This window comes from Paenibacillus sp. CCS19, assembly GCF_033239625.1.
GTDB lineage: Bacteria > Bacillota > Bacilli > Paenibacillales > Paenibacillaceae > Paenibacillus_T.
The window spans coordinates 81,779-96,240 of the sequence record NZ_BTCK01000010.1; the positions used below are offsets into that span (position 1 = coordinate 81,779).

The following is a 14,462-nucleotide window of genomic DNA, read 5'->3' on the forward strand; positions in this document are numbered from 1 at the left end:
TAACCCTTTATTTGTCAGTGACGGAAATCTTGGAAGCTGATCGGAGGACGCTTTACCTTGTCGAAGTTTAACCCGTACTTGAATATCAAATAACCCCCATCTTGCGATGGGGGCTAGACTGAAAGACCACTTACTGCTCTCTAAAATATTTTGCTTCACTTGTGATACGGTTCACCGTAACATCCAAAGCGCGAAGTTGAACCATCATGAAATGAAACACTTTTCAAATTTTGATTTCGAGCAGCTCATATTGAAGGTTGCCCATTGGCGCGTCTACGTTAATTATATCCCCTACCTTTTTGCCCAAGAGACCCTTTCCGAGTGGGCTTTCGTAAGAAATTTTGTTCTCCGCTACATTGGCCTCAGCCGGACCGACAATGCGGTATTCAATCCTCTCGGCGAATTCAATATCATTCAAGATCACATAAGAACCTACGCTGACTTCATTCAAGTCCACACTGTCCGCATTCACGACCCGTGCCCGCTTTAATACCCGCTCCAGAGCCAAAATTCGGGTTTCCATGTGCGCCTGATCATCCTTGGCAGAATGGTACTCACTGTTTTCTTTAAGATCGCCATAACTGATCGCCACTTTCAACCGCTCCGCTAACTCCTTGCGCTTGACCGTCTTGAGCTCGCGGAGCTCTTCCTCAATCTGCTCCAAGCCCTCTTGCGTCAATATTACTTCATCTTTATCCATGGTTTCAGTCCTCATTCCCTATAGTCTGTATCAGTTTACCCTATTTCGAACTGCAATAGCTCAAATAGTTATTGGAGATTAGGAAAGCAGAAAACTGGCTCTTCGCAATAAAATTTGGCCCTACTTGTGATAAGGTTCCCCCCGATTAATCCGGAACGCCCGATAAATCTGCTCCACCAGAATGAGCCGCATCAGCTGATGCGGATAAGTCAGCCTGCCGAAGCTCAGCTTCTTGTCGGCCCGCTTCAACACCGCTTCGGACAAGCCCAAGGAGCCGCCGATGACGAAGACCACATGGCTCTTCCCGTAGGTGGCGAGCTTGTCCATGTGACCAGCAAGCTCCTCCGACGACCAGAGCTCGCCGCCGATTGCAAGGGCGATGACATGGGCGTCATCCTTAATCTGAGCCAGAATACGTTCGCCTTCCTTAGTGACGACTTGGCGCTCTTCAGCGGCGCTAAGAATTTCAGGTGCTTTCTCGTCAGCGACTTCGGTAGAGGTAATCTTGGCGTAAGGACCCATACGTTTGACGTACTCGGCTATGCCTTTGACCAGATAGGATTCCTTCAATTTGCCGACTGTAATAATCTGAACATGCATGACGTTATTGCCTCCGATCGGATATGTACATTATACCTTGCTTTCCGTAAGTCTCTGCAGCTTCCGAAGGGAAGGGAACAGCACCATCCATAAACCAGCGACCGCAAGCGTCCCGACTCCGCCTATGAATGCGGCTGGCACGGTACCCATGAGACCGGCCAACGTTCCTGACTCGAACTCCCCTAGCTGATTGGACGTTCCAATGAACAAGGAGTTTACCGCATTTACTCGTCCTCGCATCTCATCCGGCGTATGCAGCTGTACGAGCGATGATCGGATGACTACGCTCACCACGTCGGATCCCCCAATCAACAGCAAAGCGAATAACGATAGTGCCAAGTTAGTTGAGACGGCAAACAGCATCGTTGCCAGACCGAATACAGCTAACGCTCCGAACAGCGTACGCCCAACGGCACGCTTCAGCGGGAACTTGGCGATGACGATCGACATCAACAACGCGCCGACAGCCGGAGCGGTACGCAGCAGACCCAGCCCCCATGCACCCGAGTGCAGAATATCCCGAGCGAAGATCGGCAGAAGCGCCGTCGCCCCGCCCAGCAATACGGCGAACAAGTCGAGCGAGATCGTACCCAGAATGATCCGTCGACGGAAAATAAACTCCAAGCCCGAGAACACAGACCTAAGCGTAGCTTTCTCGATAATACGAGCCCTCTGCTCTACGCGGATGAGCAGGGTTAACGTTCCGGCAGCCAGTAGAGCGATAGCCGATGTCGAGTATGCGTAGCTTGGTCCCGCCGATATGAGCAACCCGCCAAGCGCAGGTCCTACAATCTGAGCTGTTTGCCCCGCCGAGGTGGACCATGATATCGCCTGCTGCAGAAACTCCTTCGAGACCAGCTGCGGCAGCAATGCCGTGAACGAAGGGGCCTCGAATGCGCGGCAAGCACCGAGAACGGCTGCCGCCGCCATTATTTCTGCCCTTCCCAGCCAACCTGCTATGCTTCCTAGCAAGAGCAGGACAGCAACCGCTCCTTCGGTCAGTTGGCATATAGCGACAATGATACGCCGATCGAAACGGTCCGCCACATGGCCCACGACGAACGTTAACAGTACAATCGGCAGGAACTGTGCCAGCCCGACAAGACCAAGACTGTATGCATCATGCGTTAATTCGTACATTTGCCAGCCAATCGCAACGGAGAGCATCTGGAATGAAGATGAAGACAACACTTTGACTGCCCAATAATATTGAAAATAACGTTGTTTCATTGCAGACTTATTCGGTCCGAGCATGGATGGTTGTCCTTTCTCCCACGATGATTCCCTATTCTAATATCCTCCTCTAACGATATGAACGAATAAAAGAATAGACATATCCAACCGCAATGACAAAAGCCACGCGGCTCTCACCGTACGTGGCTAACTTACTGAAATCAATTTATGCCGTTCTAACTACACCACTAGGAACACAGCTGGCGCTTCACACATATCGCATTGGCGCGGCGGGTCCCAGTCCGAGAACTCCGTGTCCTTCAGGTTGACCATATCGGGTGCGTCTTCATATTCATCGACGAATTTATCGAGTGCGAGTTCTACATGTTCTTTGCAAACACAGTACATAGGTTCATTACTCCGTTCTCTGCTGTAAAGTCTATATTCTATTATACCGTATCCATCGCCTCGACAACCATCCTCTTGTCTTATTTTCAACCTGTCGACACTTGAGGCAGTCCAATCGCGACAACTGCGCCGCCTTCGCCCCGATTGCCAGCGGTAATAAATCCGCCGCACCGCTCTACAATCGCCCTCGCAATCGCGAGGCCAAGTCCCGTCTCCCCATCCTTGCCTTTCACGAACCGATGGAACAGATAAGGCAGCAGCCCTTCCTCAATGCCTTGCCCGTCATCCATCACTTCCACCTTCACTTGTCCATCCCGTACAGTCGTCTGAATCCGTACCTCAGTATCCGCATGCCTCACCGCATTCGTCGCCACATTAAGCAGCGCCTGCAGCAGTTTATCCCGATCTGCGTGAACAACCAGCCCACCCGTCCCGCCTTCTGCCACTTGAACCTTCACACCGCGCTTTACCGCTGCCGGGTTGACCCGTTCCACCGTCTCCGTTAACAGCTCCGTCATCTCCACAGGTGCAGGGTGATAGATATCCTCTTCTCCGTCCAGCTTAGCCAGCAGCGTCATCTCGGTCACGATTTTCTTCAGCCGCCCGCTCTCGCCGATGATGATATCCAGCCCTCTGCGCATCGCCTCTCCCTCGAACACGCCATCCCGGATTCCCTCCGAATAGCCGACGATCGACATTAAGGGCGACTTCAATTCATGGGACGCATTCTGGAAAAATTGCTTCTGTACCCGGCTCGATCGATCCAGCTCGCCAGCCATTTCATATACCGTCTGCGCCACTGCTCCGATCTCCCCGCCCGTCTGCACGAGGTTCACCGAAGAGAATTGACGCGCTTTGATTTTACTCAGCTCGTCCTTCAGCCGCATCAGCGGCTTCACCAGCTTCCGCGTGATCAGATGGCTCAACAGCAGAATGAACAAGCCGCAAATGACGAAAATAATAAGCAGCCGCTTCAGCAGCGCCATCTCAATCTCTTTGATTTTGCTCATCGGCGTTACTAAGGTTAGTGTTCCTTGCGGCAGCGTATTGACCTCATATAGGTAGTTGGAATTGTTGCCGGTCCACAGCTTCTGCATCTGCTCCGCGCTGGCCAGCTCCGAAGCCGCAGTCGTCAACGTCGTCGTTCCTACAGTAGTCGTATCTTCTTCAACCGTCTTTGTTTCCTTCGCTTTTTCATTCTGCAGCACATTTCCCTCATTGTCCGTAAAGATGACCTCAATTGCTGCGGCTGCTGATGGAATCGTTGCTTGCGTACTTGCAACAAGTTCAGGCGTGCTCGAGACCGTCTCTGCCACCACCGTTGCCTGTTCCTTCTTGATCTCCTGCGCTTCAGTCCGATCCGATGACGAAGTTTCTGCCTTCTTAAAAGATTGTCCCTCAGCCGCAGCTTCTGTATCCTTCCCCGTTGGCGAATTCTGTTTATTCCCCGAAGCGACCGTTCCAGCATTCGTTACTCCTGCATTCGTCGTCGCCTTGCTGCTCATCGTTGCGGCAAGCGCACTGCCATACGATTTCATATCCGCTTTCTGCGTCCCGATGAAATGATCGAGCAGCACATAGTGAATGAGCACTCCGGTTACCACCAGCACGGCAATGAGCGCTGCACCGAATGCCAAATTAATTTGATGCACGAGCTTCATCCTAGATCGCGCTCCCTTCGCTTCTCATCCGGTAGCCATGACCCCACACCGCTTCAACAGGCAGATGCTCGATCTTCTTCCGGATGCGCTTGATCAGATGATCGACCGCCCGGTCGCTGCCATAATAGTCTTCGCCCCATACGAGCGTCAGCAGCTCCTCTCGCGTGAACGCACGATTCGGATGTTCGGCAAGCACCTTCAGCATCTCGAATTCCTTATACGTCATGTCAATCTCCTCGCCTGACCAGAACACACGCCGCTCCTCCGAGACCAACTCCAGTTCATTAAGCTCGATACGGCTCGTCTGCCCAGTAAATTGGTCCTCGTCCCGCTCCGATGCCTGCCCCTCCGAACGGCGAGTGCTTCCGTACCAACGCTGAAGCTGCCGTTTAATCCGAGCTACCAGCTCGCGGGGACTGAACGGCTTCACCAGATAGTCGTCACCGCCGAGCTCGATCCCAAGGATTTTGTCCACTTCTGTGTCTCGCGCAGAAATCATCATAATCGGCACTTCTGCTTCAGCCCGTATTCGTCGGCACAGCTCGTAACCATCGATGCCTGGCAGCATAATATCGAGCACCCATAAGTCGGGCGGGCTTGTCTTCCACAGCTCCCACGCTTCTTCGCCGCTGCCGAGGCCAATCGTGCAGAACCCCTCGCGCAGCAGGTAAATCTCAACCAATTCCCTTATATTCATGTCATCGTCGACGACAGCAATGCAGTATTCGCTAGCGTTCATGATCGATCCCTCCAGCCTTCTACCCGCGTCTTACACTCCCTCAAGTATAACAAGCAGGCGGGCACGACATGGCCTCTGCCATCGTTTTTCCACAAAGTCACCAACGTGCTGCCATTGTTGTTCGATAAAGTGATAGTCATAACGCAAGACAATCAGCCAAACACGAATGGAGTGCATCCCCCTTATGAAAAGCAAAGTTCTAATCAGCCGTTTCGCTCTCTCCACTTTCCTGCTGTCCGCTGTTGCTTTCCCTTCGGTGACTAACGCAGACGGTGCAAACACGACCAGCAGCACAACCGCCGAAGCCCCTAGGCTCATTGCCGTCTCCGAACTCAAGTCAGCACCCGTTTCAGGGAAAGAGCTTAGCGTCACGACAGCAGCAACTGAAGGCACTGTGAAGATAACAACAACATCCAAATCTGCACAGGCCGCTCCTGTCATCACAAGCTTCACTTCACCGGTCGAGCTTGCCGAGAAGTATGCACCCGATACGGTGGAAGAGTGGAAGTCAACGTTAACGCAGTATGATAAATTGGTACAGAAGCATTCTCCAGCTGCCACGCTCACAGCCAATGAAGCTGTTGAAGCTATTGAAACGGTCTCCACCGTTCCTGCACCTGTTGCATCTGATGCCAAATTAATCGAGACTGTAGAGGTAATCAAATCGACGAAGAAAGGTTCAGCAGCCGAAACCGCTAAAGCCGTTAAGATTTCGGAAGAAGTTAAAGCGACCAAGTCCGCCCCTGCGCCAACCCTTCAGCCTGTCAGCATTGCAATCATAGATAAGGAAGATGCCAGCTTTACGCTCAACCGCATCGAAGCCGTTGAAGCGCAGCCAGCAGTTGAGACGCTCATTGCTCAAGAAGCCGGCACCGTAACGGTTCAGACCTATGACCCCGACCTGACATTCATCAAAGCGGAGATCGCACTTGCCAAGGCCGCTGAGAGCAAGGACGCTCAATCGATCAAGAACGCACTCAAACAACTGATGGAGCAATACAAAATCCAGATCGCCGAGCTTGAACAAGCGAGCGAATAACCGGAATGAAGAAGGGCTGCACCTCATCCTAGAGGGCAGCCCTTACTTGTTCATCGAAACATCGTACGGGGCTCCAATTTTGCACCATCCACGTGGTTCTCTTCGATTTGTTCTCCACCTAACACAAAAAACGGACGCCTCTCGGCGCCCGCCCCTCTAGATTACTCGTCGTCCTTACTCTTCTCCGACAACTGCAGCTTTGCCGTCTGCTTCTCGCCGTCGCGATAGTACGTAATTTCGATCGAATCCCCGATCTTCTTATGTTCATAAAGATATTTGCGGAGCTCCATCGTGCTGCCGATCGGCGTCTTATCGAGCTTCACGATCAGGTCATTGAACTGCAGACCCGCTTCCTGCGATGGACCAACCGCCTCGAGAACGATAACGCCATCCTCTACTTCATCCGGAATGATAATGCCTGTGCCGTCCACAACATCATCCGCCGAATTGCCTTCCGCAACTTCGCCAGCGCCCTGCTGAGGCTCTACTGCATTGCCATCTACGCCCGAATTCGGAACATCCAAGCTGTCCTTCGGCTTCGTAAGCGCCTGCTGCGCGAGATACTGATCCAGATCCAGCGTGTACACGCCGAGATAAGGGCGTTTCACAACGCCGTATTTGATCAGGCTGTCGATAATCGGTTTGGCATTGTCGATCGGAATAGCGAAGCCGACGCCTTCAACGCCCAGGTCCGCAATCTTCATACTGTTAATGCCGATCACGTGACCATCCAGATCGATTAGCGGTCCGCCGCTGTTGCCTTGGTTAATCGACGTATCGACCTGAATGAACTCCTGCTCCCAGTCATAGTTGCCGTCCTGGTTAAGCGACACCGGAATGACCCGCGTCGTCTTGCTGATGATGCCCATCGACAGTGAGTCGTCCAGTCCGAGCGGGCTGCCGATTGCCATTACCCATTCGCCGTTGCGCAGCTTGCTCGATTGACCGAACTCGGCTACATCGCCAATGCCCTTGTCATCGATCTGGAGCACGGCAAGGTCCGTAATCTGGTCGCCGCCGACAATGGTCGCCACGCGCGAAGTGCCGTCGATCATCGCAACCTGTACCCGTTCTGCACCTGCAATAACATGATAATTGGTTACGATGAGCGCCTTGCCATCCTTCTTATCGAAAATAACGCCGGAACCAACGCCCGCTTGCTGCAGCTGATCATCGGTCATTTCCGTATCTTCGCCCGACTCGCCATCGAAGCTGCCTAACCCATACTGCTCATTTATAACACTGACGACCATGGGGCGAACCTTCGCCGCCGCCGTAATCGTCTTCTCGTAAGGATCTGCCGTCTGTGTCGCCGTCACAGCTGATGATGCTGTCGCTTCTCTTTCTGAGCTGTCGCCTCCGTGATAGAACAGCGTGCCGAATAAGAGCACCGCTGCCGCTGCGCTAACCGTTGACGATAGCACAGCCACCCGCATGTTCGACCAATTGGACCTGCTCCGCAGCACCTTCGACTGCTTCGGATCCTCTTGAATCCAGCGGTTTTTCCGCCGGGATACCCGGCTCGAATAGAAATCGTCGTCGAACAAGCTCATATCTATCTCTCCTCTCAATACACCGCAGCGCATTAAGACAAATTTCATTATAATGGTTGTTCAAAAAGTCCGCTTTTGATCACGAAGTGATTCGGGAAGCATATTCGGCGTCGAAGCTTGCGTTCACCTTCGGAGTCCGGAGATTATGCTTCCGATGCAGGTTTCCGCTGGAAACCTTGTATCATGTAGGTTTGGCCTACACTCCGTTCCTCTTGAAGTTATTTGCGATACTTCGAATGACCATCCTGCGAGCAAATAACTGCTTCGTAAGCATAAGCTATTCAGGTTCTCGCAATCTTCTCGGTGCTGAAAACCGAACTTTTTGAACATATACTTATAGGAATATTTTCGGTAATTGCGACTACAATAATAATAGATTGCAAGACGAAATGATAGAGATGAAGGAGTGAAATCTCGTATGACTAAGAAATCATCTCCCGCTTGGGACTTTGTTCAGCTTAATGCCGCTGTAGCCGATCTTAGACGCGACCAATATCGCATCCTATTAACCGTTGGCGTCCTGCTAGATGTACTAGTCGAGCGAGGGCTAATTACCCGTGAAGAGCTTGAGAATCGCACCTCTTTGCTCGATGACGAGCTGGAGACGCTTATCGACGCTTCACTTCGTCCCATGGGGTAGCACGGTCATAGTACGTTTCGCGCAATGGGTCCTCATCTCTTTTAAAGAATATGCCGTTGTTCTCAAAAATACCATTGATCGTAAGCTTTGCCAGCTCCATAACATTATGATCGAGACTAAGATGCGCCAGATAGACGCGCTTCGTCCGATCCGTCATCAGCTCGCAGAGCGCTTCGCCCGCCGCAACGTTGGACAAGTGCCCGACATCGCTTAGAATGCGACGCTTGATGTTCCATGGATAACGTCCCATTCGGAGCATCTCCGTATCATGATTCGATTCCAGCACAAGCACGTCCGAATCGATAATCGCCTGTCTCACCTTATCGCTCACATAACCAAGGTCTGTTGCTAGACTCAACTTATACCCATCCTCGGCAAAACAATATCCGACCGGTTCAGCCGCATCATGCGAGATCGGATAGGACGTCACCCGCATATTGCCGAAGGAAACCGTCTCGCCGGATTCCATAATCGTCCGCTTCTCCGGCGCGATCGTACCGACATGCTTCTCCATCGCTTCCCAAGTCGCTGCGTTAGCGAAGATCGGAAGATTGTATTTGCGCGCTACGGCGCCAAGTCCCTTGATATGATCGGAATGTTCATGCGTCACGAACAGGGCATCAATGCTATGGCCTGACACCCCGCGCTCCGCCAGCAGCTGGTCGATCCGCTTCGCGCTCAATCCCGCGTCGACGAGCACCGTATGCTCATCGTTCTGGATGACAGTCGCATTGCCGGTCGACCCGCTGGATAACACCGTAAATCGAAATCCCATAACGTCTCTTACGTCCCTTCTCCCACGTTCCCCTAACAACCTAACCTTACTCTCAGCTGGCCATAATGGCCACGCCCAATTGCTTCCTTAGTTGGTGTAACCCACTAGCATTCCCCAATGCTAATGTTCAGCTGCTGCATCCTCGGCCTTCTCCTGCACAACCTCGGCACTGATCGCATGGACATAGAACGGCTTGCCGTTCTCCAGCAGCACACGCCAGGACGGCGCCGCATACTGGGTCTCCGAGTTGAACAGCTGGCCATGATAGCCGAGCGATATTTCTTTAATAACCGAGCCTTCCTCGAGATACTTATCCACGAGCGGCACGATCGCCTTCGAAGCCGGAAGCACTTCATGCGCCTCCGACCCATCGGCATCAACCAGCTCGACCTGCGTCTGACGATAGGCTGTAATTTTCTGATTCTGATTGCTATAGAACAGCTCAAGCTTCACATCGAACATCGGCCGTCCGCCCGCCATCCGGTAGAGGACGAAGACGTTGTCCGTACTAGCCAGCTGGTCGTACTGATATTCCGCCAGATCAGGAATGACGCCGCCCAGCTGAGCAAGCAGTTCCTTCTCGTCGAAAATAATCCGGCTGTCCACCGGCTTGTCCAGCTTGACCTCTTCCGCTAAGCCCGTGCTTTTGAACCGATAGGTCAAATCACGCATCTCCGGCGTTTCCGACGGAATGCTCGCGGATGTCGCGAGCCCAATGCCCCGCTCCTTCATCATTCGGAGCGTGTCCGCGTCCAGATCGCCCAGCTTCTGGCCTGTATTCAACCGTTCACTAACGTTCTCCCACAGCTGATAGCCGAGTACGACATTCAGTAAGAGAAAAGCCAGTATGAGCACGCTCTTCGCGCGGCTCCAATCCATGCGCAGTCACCTCCGACTTGAGAAGCGCCCATTGCTGATGATCAAACCTTCCGCCTTAAGTTCAACGTCCGTTTAACGTTAGGCAGCATGGATTGGCCTCCTTAAGGCGTCTCCACCGCTGCCGTCTTGTCCTCCAGATCGGACAAGCCGCTCACCGACGTATTCGAGCGGCCGCTGCCGCCCGTCACGCCGGCTCCGCTATTCCCTTTGTCCGTGCTTGCGGTTGTATTCTTCTGTTGTTGTTCCAGCTGCCATTGGTGACGTTCAGCCACACCATCATAACCGGCCGGCTGTGCGCTCATAACGATACGTTGTGTGCCGTCGGCATAACGAGCTGCCCAGACAGGTTCAAGCGATAGACTCTGCCCGTCCGACGATGGGTTGACTCGTACGGCAGGGTACACGGATCGAATCTCGCTTCTGCGGTCCATCGCCTGCAGCGTCGACCTTAGAAGCTCTCCGCCTGGCAGCCAGCGCGTCGTCTTCAGCTGCGCAACGCTGTCCAGCGTCATAAGCGAACGCTCATACTCCATTACAATTCCCTGCTGAAGCAGCAACTGCATATAGCCGAATTTGTACAACTCGTCCGATACGATCGGATAGGCCCCATAATACTGTTGGAACAATACCATCCGCCCATCATCGCCAGCCGTATCCGTTGTCGAGTTCACTGGCACATACCGATGCATGCCGTCCCAGCCGCCATGCTCATTAATAAATTGCAGCGAAGCGAGTACGTTCTCCGTTGTATCATTCTGCGTTGTCTGCGGAGCGGCCGGGTTCGTATAGCTCGCCCATTTGCCATTCTGCTCAATCTGCAGACCACGCTTGCCATCCGTAAAGATCAATGCGCCATTCAAGTTCTCCAGCGTCCTCGTCGTACCTGGATCAGCGAACAGGCTGCGCTGCATTTGCTCCGCCGTGTACGTTTTGTAGCCGACGACTGCCTCGACCGCCTCGATCGATATCTCCGGCAAATAAATATCGCCATCCGGCTTATACGATGTCCCGTACTGACCGAATCCGATATATTCCTCCACATCGCGCGCCGTAATATCGGTACGGGATGCTTCATAGACGGTACGGCCGTCGGAGCTGATCAAGAACGCGTGAACCAATTCGGTATCCTCGTCCATGTAGATCCAGATCCGATCGATTCGATCCGCCGTGAACAGCAGGTCGCCCTCCAGCTTCATCAGCTTGCCGAGCAGCGCTACCGGGACACCGTCGAATCGGAGCTCGACGCCCTTCTTCTTGTCGCGGATCTGATTCCAGTCATAGCTCGACTTCGCATAACGCGTGAAGCTCTTGAAACCGACCGCTTGAATCTTGCGGAACACGAGATCATAGAAGTTCGTCGGCGGGTACAGCACCGTATGCTGGGACTGCCCCATATGAAGCACGATCGACTCGGGAAAAATAACGTTCTCGATCTGCTCCACCGGCCCCATCTGCTCCGTATTCACGTAATCGATGCCGGTGCGGACTCTCGCTGCGAGACCCGGCATGCTGTAAGCGAGCCAGTAGCTCTGCAGCAGACTAAGCACAATGAGCACGCTCAGAATAACCGTCTTCAGCTTCTCGATCATGACGATTCGCCTCCTTCCCGGATGTCAGGCGTCGGCAGCGTGAACGTTACCGTCGTTCCTACATTCAGTTCGGAGTCGAGCGAGATACTCCCGCCGTGGGCACGGACGATTTCCCGGGCAATAGAAAGTCCTAGTCCGGTACCGCCCATATTGCGCGAACGCGCCTTATCGACCCGATAGAACCGATCGAAGATGCGTCCCATGTCCTTCTTCGGAATACCTATGCCGGCGTCCTTGACGCTGATGGACACCGAATGTGCATCCGGCCTGCGAACGCTCAGCACAATGCTGCCGCCGCCCTGCGTATATTTGATTGCATTGGATAGCAGATTATCAAGTACTTGGTCGATGCCGTCGCGATCGAGCCAGACGTACCCAACGCCGTCCTCGATGCGCACCTCGGATTGAATCTCTTTCTGATTCATCTGGAAAGCAAATCGGTCCGCCGCTTCCTCGAGCAGATCAGGCAAATTCGTCGCACTCCGCCGCAGCGGCGCCTGATTCGAATCGAATCGCGACAGATGCAGCAGATCGGTCACGAGACGAATCATCCGTTCCGTCTCGTTGCGAATAACGTTAACGAAACGATCCGCCAGCTGGCGCTCGTCAAGCGCGCCTTCGTCCAGCGCCTCGGCATAACTCTTGATTGTCGTCAGCGGCGTGCGCAGCTCATGCGATACGTTCGCGACGAACTCGCGGCGTGACTGCTCCAGCTTCTCCTGCTCGGTTACATCCTCAAGAATGACGATCGTACTCGTTGTTCCCTTATCGCGGCGATGTACAGGCGTGAACGTTACACGCAGCAGCCATTCGCCATCCTCGCTCTCTTGATGCAGCAAGCGCGAACCGCCGCTCTTCTGCAGCTCGATCATATCGTCATGCGATAGGCCAAGAAGCTTCGTCAGCGGCTCGCCTTCGCACTCCGCTACTTCCAGCAGCTCAAGCGCGCGACGGTTAGAGACGATGACATGACCGCTCTGGTCGGCAGCCACGACACCGTCACTCATATTCGCAAGGACAGACGCGAGCTTGTCCCGCTCCTCTTCGTTGACCGACAGCGCTTCGCGCAGTCGATCCGTCATATCGTTGAACGCTTCGCTCAATCGGCCGATCTCGTCGTCGCCGAGCACCTTTACTTGCTGATCGAACCGACCCTCAGCAATGGCTGCGGCGGACCGCGTCAGCGTCTTGATCGGGCTCGTAATCGTGTGCGCCAGCAGAACGCCGAGCACGCCTGTCAGACCAAGCGCGAGCAGCGTACCGGTAACGAAGATCCGGTTGACGCGATCCATCGTGTTGTACAGATCGTTCATCGACGCCACAATATAGACAGCGCCGATGACTCGCCCGCCTTCATAGATGACCGGTTGGGCGATAATTTTCTTCCGAACATTATCTTCATCGATAATTTCTTCTTCGTTATCGCGAATCGACTGCAGCGCGCGCGTAACCGCCAGTGACGTGTTCTTCTTGCCTACGTACGACTGATGCGACGCTACCGAAGTCGCGAGAACTTTGCCGCTGCTGTCGAGCACTTGAATCTCTGCTTCGCTAATGGAGAACAGGTTGCGCACCAGGTTGCTCAGCTCCGCTGTATCCGAAGTCTTCTCATCCCGGCTTACTCCCTTGCCTGATAGGGTCGGCACCGCCATCTCGGACAGCAGGTTGGCCTGATCCTTCAGGTTGCTTGTGAAGCTCTCGGTCAGCGAGTTCTTGACCGTACTAATGAAATAGACACCTATGAGCTGCATCGCAATAAGAATGAGCAGCACATAGATAATAATCAGCTTAACTTGAACGGTACGGAACAGCCGAATCCCGTTCATGCAAACCCGAAGCCGCCTGATTTGGGGTTGCGCATCAGGTAGCCAAGACCGCGCCGCGTCAGAATGTACTCCGGTCGGCTCGGATCGTCTTCGATTTTCTCTCTAATACGACGTACGGTCACATCGACTGTGCGCACATCGCCGAAATATTCAAATCCCCATACCGCCTGCAGCAGGTGCTCGCGTGTCATCACCTTGCCGCTGTTGCGTGCCAAGTAATAGACAAGCTCGTACTCCCGATGCGTGAGGTCGAGTGGTTCGTTATCTTTATAGATGACATACATGTCGGTATCAATGAACAAGTTAAAAATCGTCAGACCATTCTTGCTCTGCTCCGCTTCGGCGGCCCCATTCGCAACAGCCGCGTCAGCAGCAGCCGTCTGCGCTTCTGCCACAGCTTCGCTTGCTTTCTTCTGCCTGCGCAAATGTGCTTTCACCCGTGCCAGCAGCTCCCGCGTGCTGAACGGCTTCGTCACATAATCGTCTGCGCCAAGCTCCAGGCCCAGCACTTTGTCGAGCTCCGTATCCTTCGCCGTCAGCATAATGATTGGCAGCTGAAGGTTCGCTCTTACTTCGCGGCATACATCCATGCCATCCTTCACTGGCAGCATCAAATCGAGCAGCATTAGATCCGGACGCTCCTCATAAGCGAGACGTACCGCCTCGCCGCCGTCGAAAGCACAGATGACCTCGTAGCCTTCCTTCTCGAGGTTGAATTTCAAGATGTCAGCAATCGGCTGTTCATCGTCAACTACTAATATTTTGCCGTGCATGGCTTCACCGCCCGCCCGTAATAGTTTCTCATACGTCTAACAGTTCCATTTTACCATACCCGCCCTTGCAGTCCCAATGAAAACTCTTTCATGATCGGAGAAACAAT

14 protein-coding genes are annotated in these 14,462 nt (G+C 53.4%); 2 read left to right on the forward strand and 12 right to left on the reverse strand.

Annotated features, from left to right (window positions below; translation table 11 throughout):
* Nucleotides 1-223 precede the first annotated feature (223 nt).
* The 6 genes from greA to SBI19_RS09815 form a co-directional block, all read right to left on the reverse strand.
* Nucleotides 224-700 (reverse strand): transcription elongation factor GreA, encoded by a 477-nt coding sequence (gene greA, locus SBI19_RS09790; RefSeq protein ID WP_317967484.1) that lies wholly within the window; start codon nucleotides 698-700, stop codon nucleotides 224-226.
* A 120-nt stretch (nucleotides 701-820) separates the two neighbouring features.
* A complete protein-coding gene (rlmH, locus tag SBI19_RS09795) occupies nucleotides 821-1,300 on the reverse strand; it encodes a 23S rRNA (pseudouridine(1915)-N(3))-methyltransferase RlmH (protein ID WP_317967486.1) in 480 nt (159 codons plus the stop codon).
* Nucleotides 1,301-1,330: 30 nt separating this feature from the next.
* A complete protein-coding gene (locus tag SBI19_RS09800) occupies nucleotides 1,331-2,554 on the reverse strand; it encodes an MFS transporter (protein ID WP_317967488.1) in 1,224 nt (407 codons plus the stop codon).
* A gap of 159 nt (nucleotides 2,555-2,713) precedes the next feature.
* Nucleotides 2,714-2,881 carry a CxxH/CxxC protein gene (locus SBI19_RS09805; RefSeq protein ID WP_317967490.1) on the reverse strand — a complete coding sequence of 56 codons (168 nt, stop codon included), beginning with the start codon at nucleotides 2,879-2,881 and terminating at the stop codon, nucleotides 2,714-2,716.
* Between the two features lie 86 nt (nucleotides 2,882-2,967).
* The gene (locus SBI19_RS09810; RefSeq protein ID WP_317967492.1) at nucleotides 2,968-4,542 is read right to left on the reverse strand and encodes a sensor histidine kinase; all 1,575 of its coding nucleotides are present in this window, start codon (nucleotides 4,540-4,542) and stop codon (nucleotides 2,968-2,970) included.
* A 1-nt stretch (nucleotide 4,543) separates the two neighbouring features.
* Nucleotides 4,544-5,281 (reverse strand): response regulator transcription factor, encoded by a 738-nt coding sequence (locus tag SBI19_RS09815; RefSeq protein ID WP_317967494.1) that lies wholly within the window; start codon nucleotides 5,279-5,281, stop codon nucleotides 4,544-4,546.
* A gap of 184 nt (nucleotides 5,282-5,465) precedes the next feature.
* Between SBI19_RS09815 and SBI19_RS09820 the strand changes: the two genes are divergently transcribed.
* Nucleotides 5,466-6,320 carry a hypothetical protein gene (locus SBI19_RS09820; RefSeq protein WP_317967496.1) on the forward strand — a complete coding sequence of 285 codons (855 nt, stop codon included), beginning with the start codon at nucleotides 5,466-5,468 and terminating at the stop codon, nucleotides 6,318-6,320.
* A 161-nt stretch (nucleotides 6,321-6,481) separates the two neighbouring features.
* Here the strand turns inward: SBI19_RS09820 and SBI19_RS09825 are convergent, their stop codons facing one another.
* Entirely contained in the window at nucleotides 6,482-7,873 is a 1,392-nt protein-coding gene (locus SBI19_RS09825; protein ID WP_317967498.1) for a S1C family serine protease, read from the reverse strand.
* Nucleotides 7,874-8,291: 418 nt separating this feature from the next.
* On the opposite strand from SBI19_RS09825, the gene SBI19_RS09830 reads away from it, so the two are divergent.
* Entirely contained in the window at nucleotides 8,292-8,513 is a 222-nt protein-coding gene (locus SBI19_RS09830) for a hypothetical protein (protein WP_317967500.1), read from the forward strand.
* Here the strand turns inward: SBI19_RS09830 and SBI19_RS09835 are convergent.
* The 5 genes from SBI19_RS09835 to yycF all read right to left on the reverse strand — a co-directional run bounded on the left by SBI19_RS09835 (nucleotide 8,482) and on the right by yycF (nucleotide 14,355).
* Complete coding sequence (locus SBI19_RS09835; protein ID WP_317967502.1) at nucleotides 8,482-9,288, reverse strand: MBL fold metallo-hydrolase; 807 nt, start codon at nucleotides 9,286-9,288, stop codon at nucleotides 8,482-8,484. The genes SBI19_RS09830 and SBI19_RS09835 overlap by 32 nt on opposite strands.
* A gap of 120 nt (nucleotides 9,289-9,408) precedes the next feature.
* Complete coding sequence (gene yycI / locus SBI19_RS09840; RefSeq protein WP_317967504.1) at nucleotides 9,409-10,167, reverse strand: two-component system regulatory protein YycI; 759 nt, start codon at nucleotides 10,165-10,167, stop codon at nucleotides 9,409-9,411.
* 101 nt (nucleotides 10,168-10,268) lie between these two features.
* Complete coding sequence (locus SBI19_RS09845; RefSeq protein ID WP_317967506.1) at nucleotides 10,269-11,756, reverse strand: YycH family regulatory protein; 1,488 nt, start codon at nucleotides 11,754-11,756, stop codon at nucleotides 10,269-10,271.
* Nucleotides 11,753-13,582, reverse strand: coding sequence for a cell wall metabolism sensor histidine kinase WalK (gene walK, locus SBI19_RS09850; RefSeq protein ID WP_317967508.1), 1,830 nt, complete (start codon nucleotides 13,580-13,582; stop codon nucleotides 11,753-11,755). Before walK ends, SBI19_RS09845 begins: the two co-directional genes overlap by 4 nt.
* Nucleotides 13,579-14,355 carry a response regulator YycF gene (yycF, locus tag SBI19_RS09855; RefSeq protein WP_317967510.1) on the reverse strand — a complete coding sequence of 259 codons (777 nt, stop codon included), beginning with the start codon at nucleotides 14,353-14,355 and terminating at the stop codon, nucleotides 13,579-13,581. The genes walK and yycF overlap by 4 nt, the downstream gene beginning before the upstream one ends.
* Between the last annotated feature and the right edge of the window lie 107 nt (nucleotides 14,356-14,462).

Bases quoted from the DNA above. Each gene is read 5' to 3' on its own strand.
- walK (WP_317967508.1), bottom strand. From the start codon at position 13,582: ATGAACGGGATTCGGCTGTTCCGTACCGTTCAAGTTAAGCTGATTATT.
- rlmH (WP_317967486.1), bottom strand. From the start codon at position 1,300: ATGCATGTTCAGATTATTACAGTCGGCAAATTGAAGGAATCCTATCTG.
- SBI19_RS09805 (WP_317967490.1), bottom strand. From the start codon at position 2,881: ATGTACTGTGTTTGCAAAGAACATGTAGAACTCGCACTCGATAAATTC.
- SBI19_RS09810 (WP_317967492.1), bottom strand. From the start codon at position 4,542: ATGAAGCTCGTGCATCAAATTAATTTGGCATTCGGTGCAGCGCTCATT.
- yycF (WP_317967510.1), bottom strand. From the start codon at position 14,355: ATGCACGGCAAAATATTAGTAGTTGACGATGAACAGCCGATTGCTGAC.
- SBI19_RS09800 (WP_317967488.1), bottom strand. From the start codon at position 2,554: ATGCTCGGACCGAATAAGTCTGCAATGAAACAACGTTATTTTCAATAT.
- SBI19_RS09820 (WP_317967496.1), top strand. From the start codon at position 5,466: ATGAAAAGCAAAGTTCTAATCAGCCGTTTCGCTCTCTCCACTTTCCTG.
- SBI19_RS09815 (WP_317967494.1), bottom strand. From the start codon at position 5,281: ATGAACGCTAGCGAATACTGCATTGCTGTCGTCGACGATGACATGAAT.
- SBI19_RS09830 (WP_317967500.1), top strand. From the start codon at position 8,292: ATGACTAAGAAATCATCTCCCGCTTGGGACTTTGTTCAGCTTAATGCC.
- yycI (WP_317967504.1), bottom strand. From the start codon at position 10,167: ATGGATTGGAGCCGCGCGAAGAGCGTGCTCATACTGGCTTTTCTCTTA.
- SBI19_RS09835 (WP_317967502.1), bottom strand. From the start codon at position 9,288: ATGGGATTTCGATTTACGGTGTTATCCAGCGGGTCGACCGGCAATGCG.
- SBI19_RS09845 (WP_317967506.1), bottom strand. From the start codon at position 11,756: ATGATCGAGAAGCTGAAGACGGTTATTCTGAGCGTGCTCATTGTGCTT.
- SBI19_RS09825 (WP_317967498.1), bottom strand. From the start codon at position 7,873: ATGAGCTTGTTCGACGACGATTTCTATTCGAGCCGGGTATCCCGGCGG.
- greA (WP_317967484.1), bottom strand. From the start codon at position 700: ATGGATAAAGATGAAGTAATATTGACGCAAGAGGGCTTGGAGCAGATT.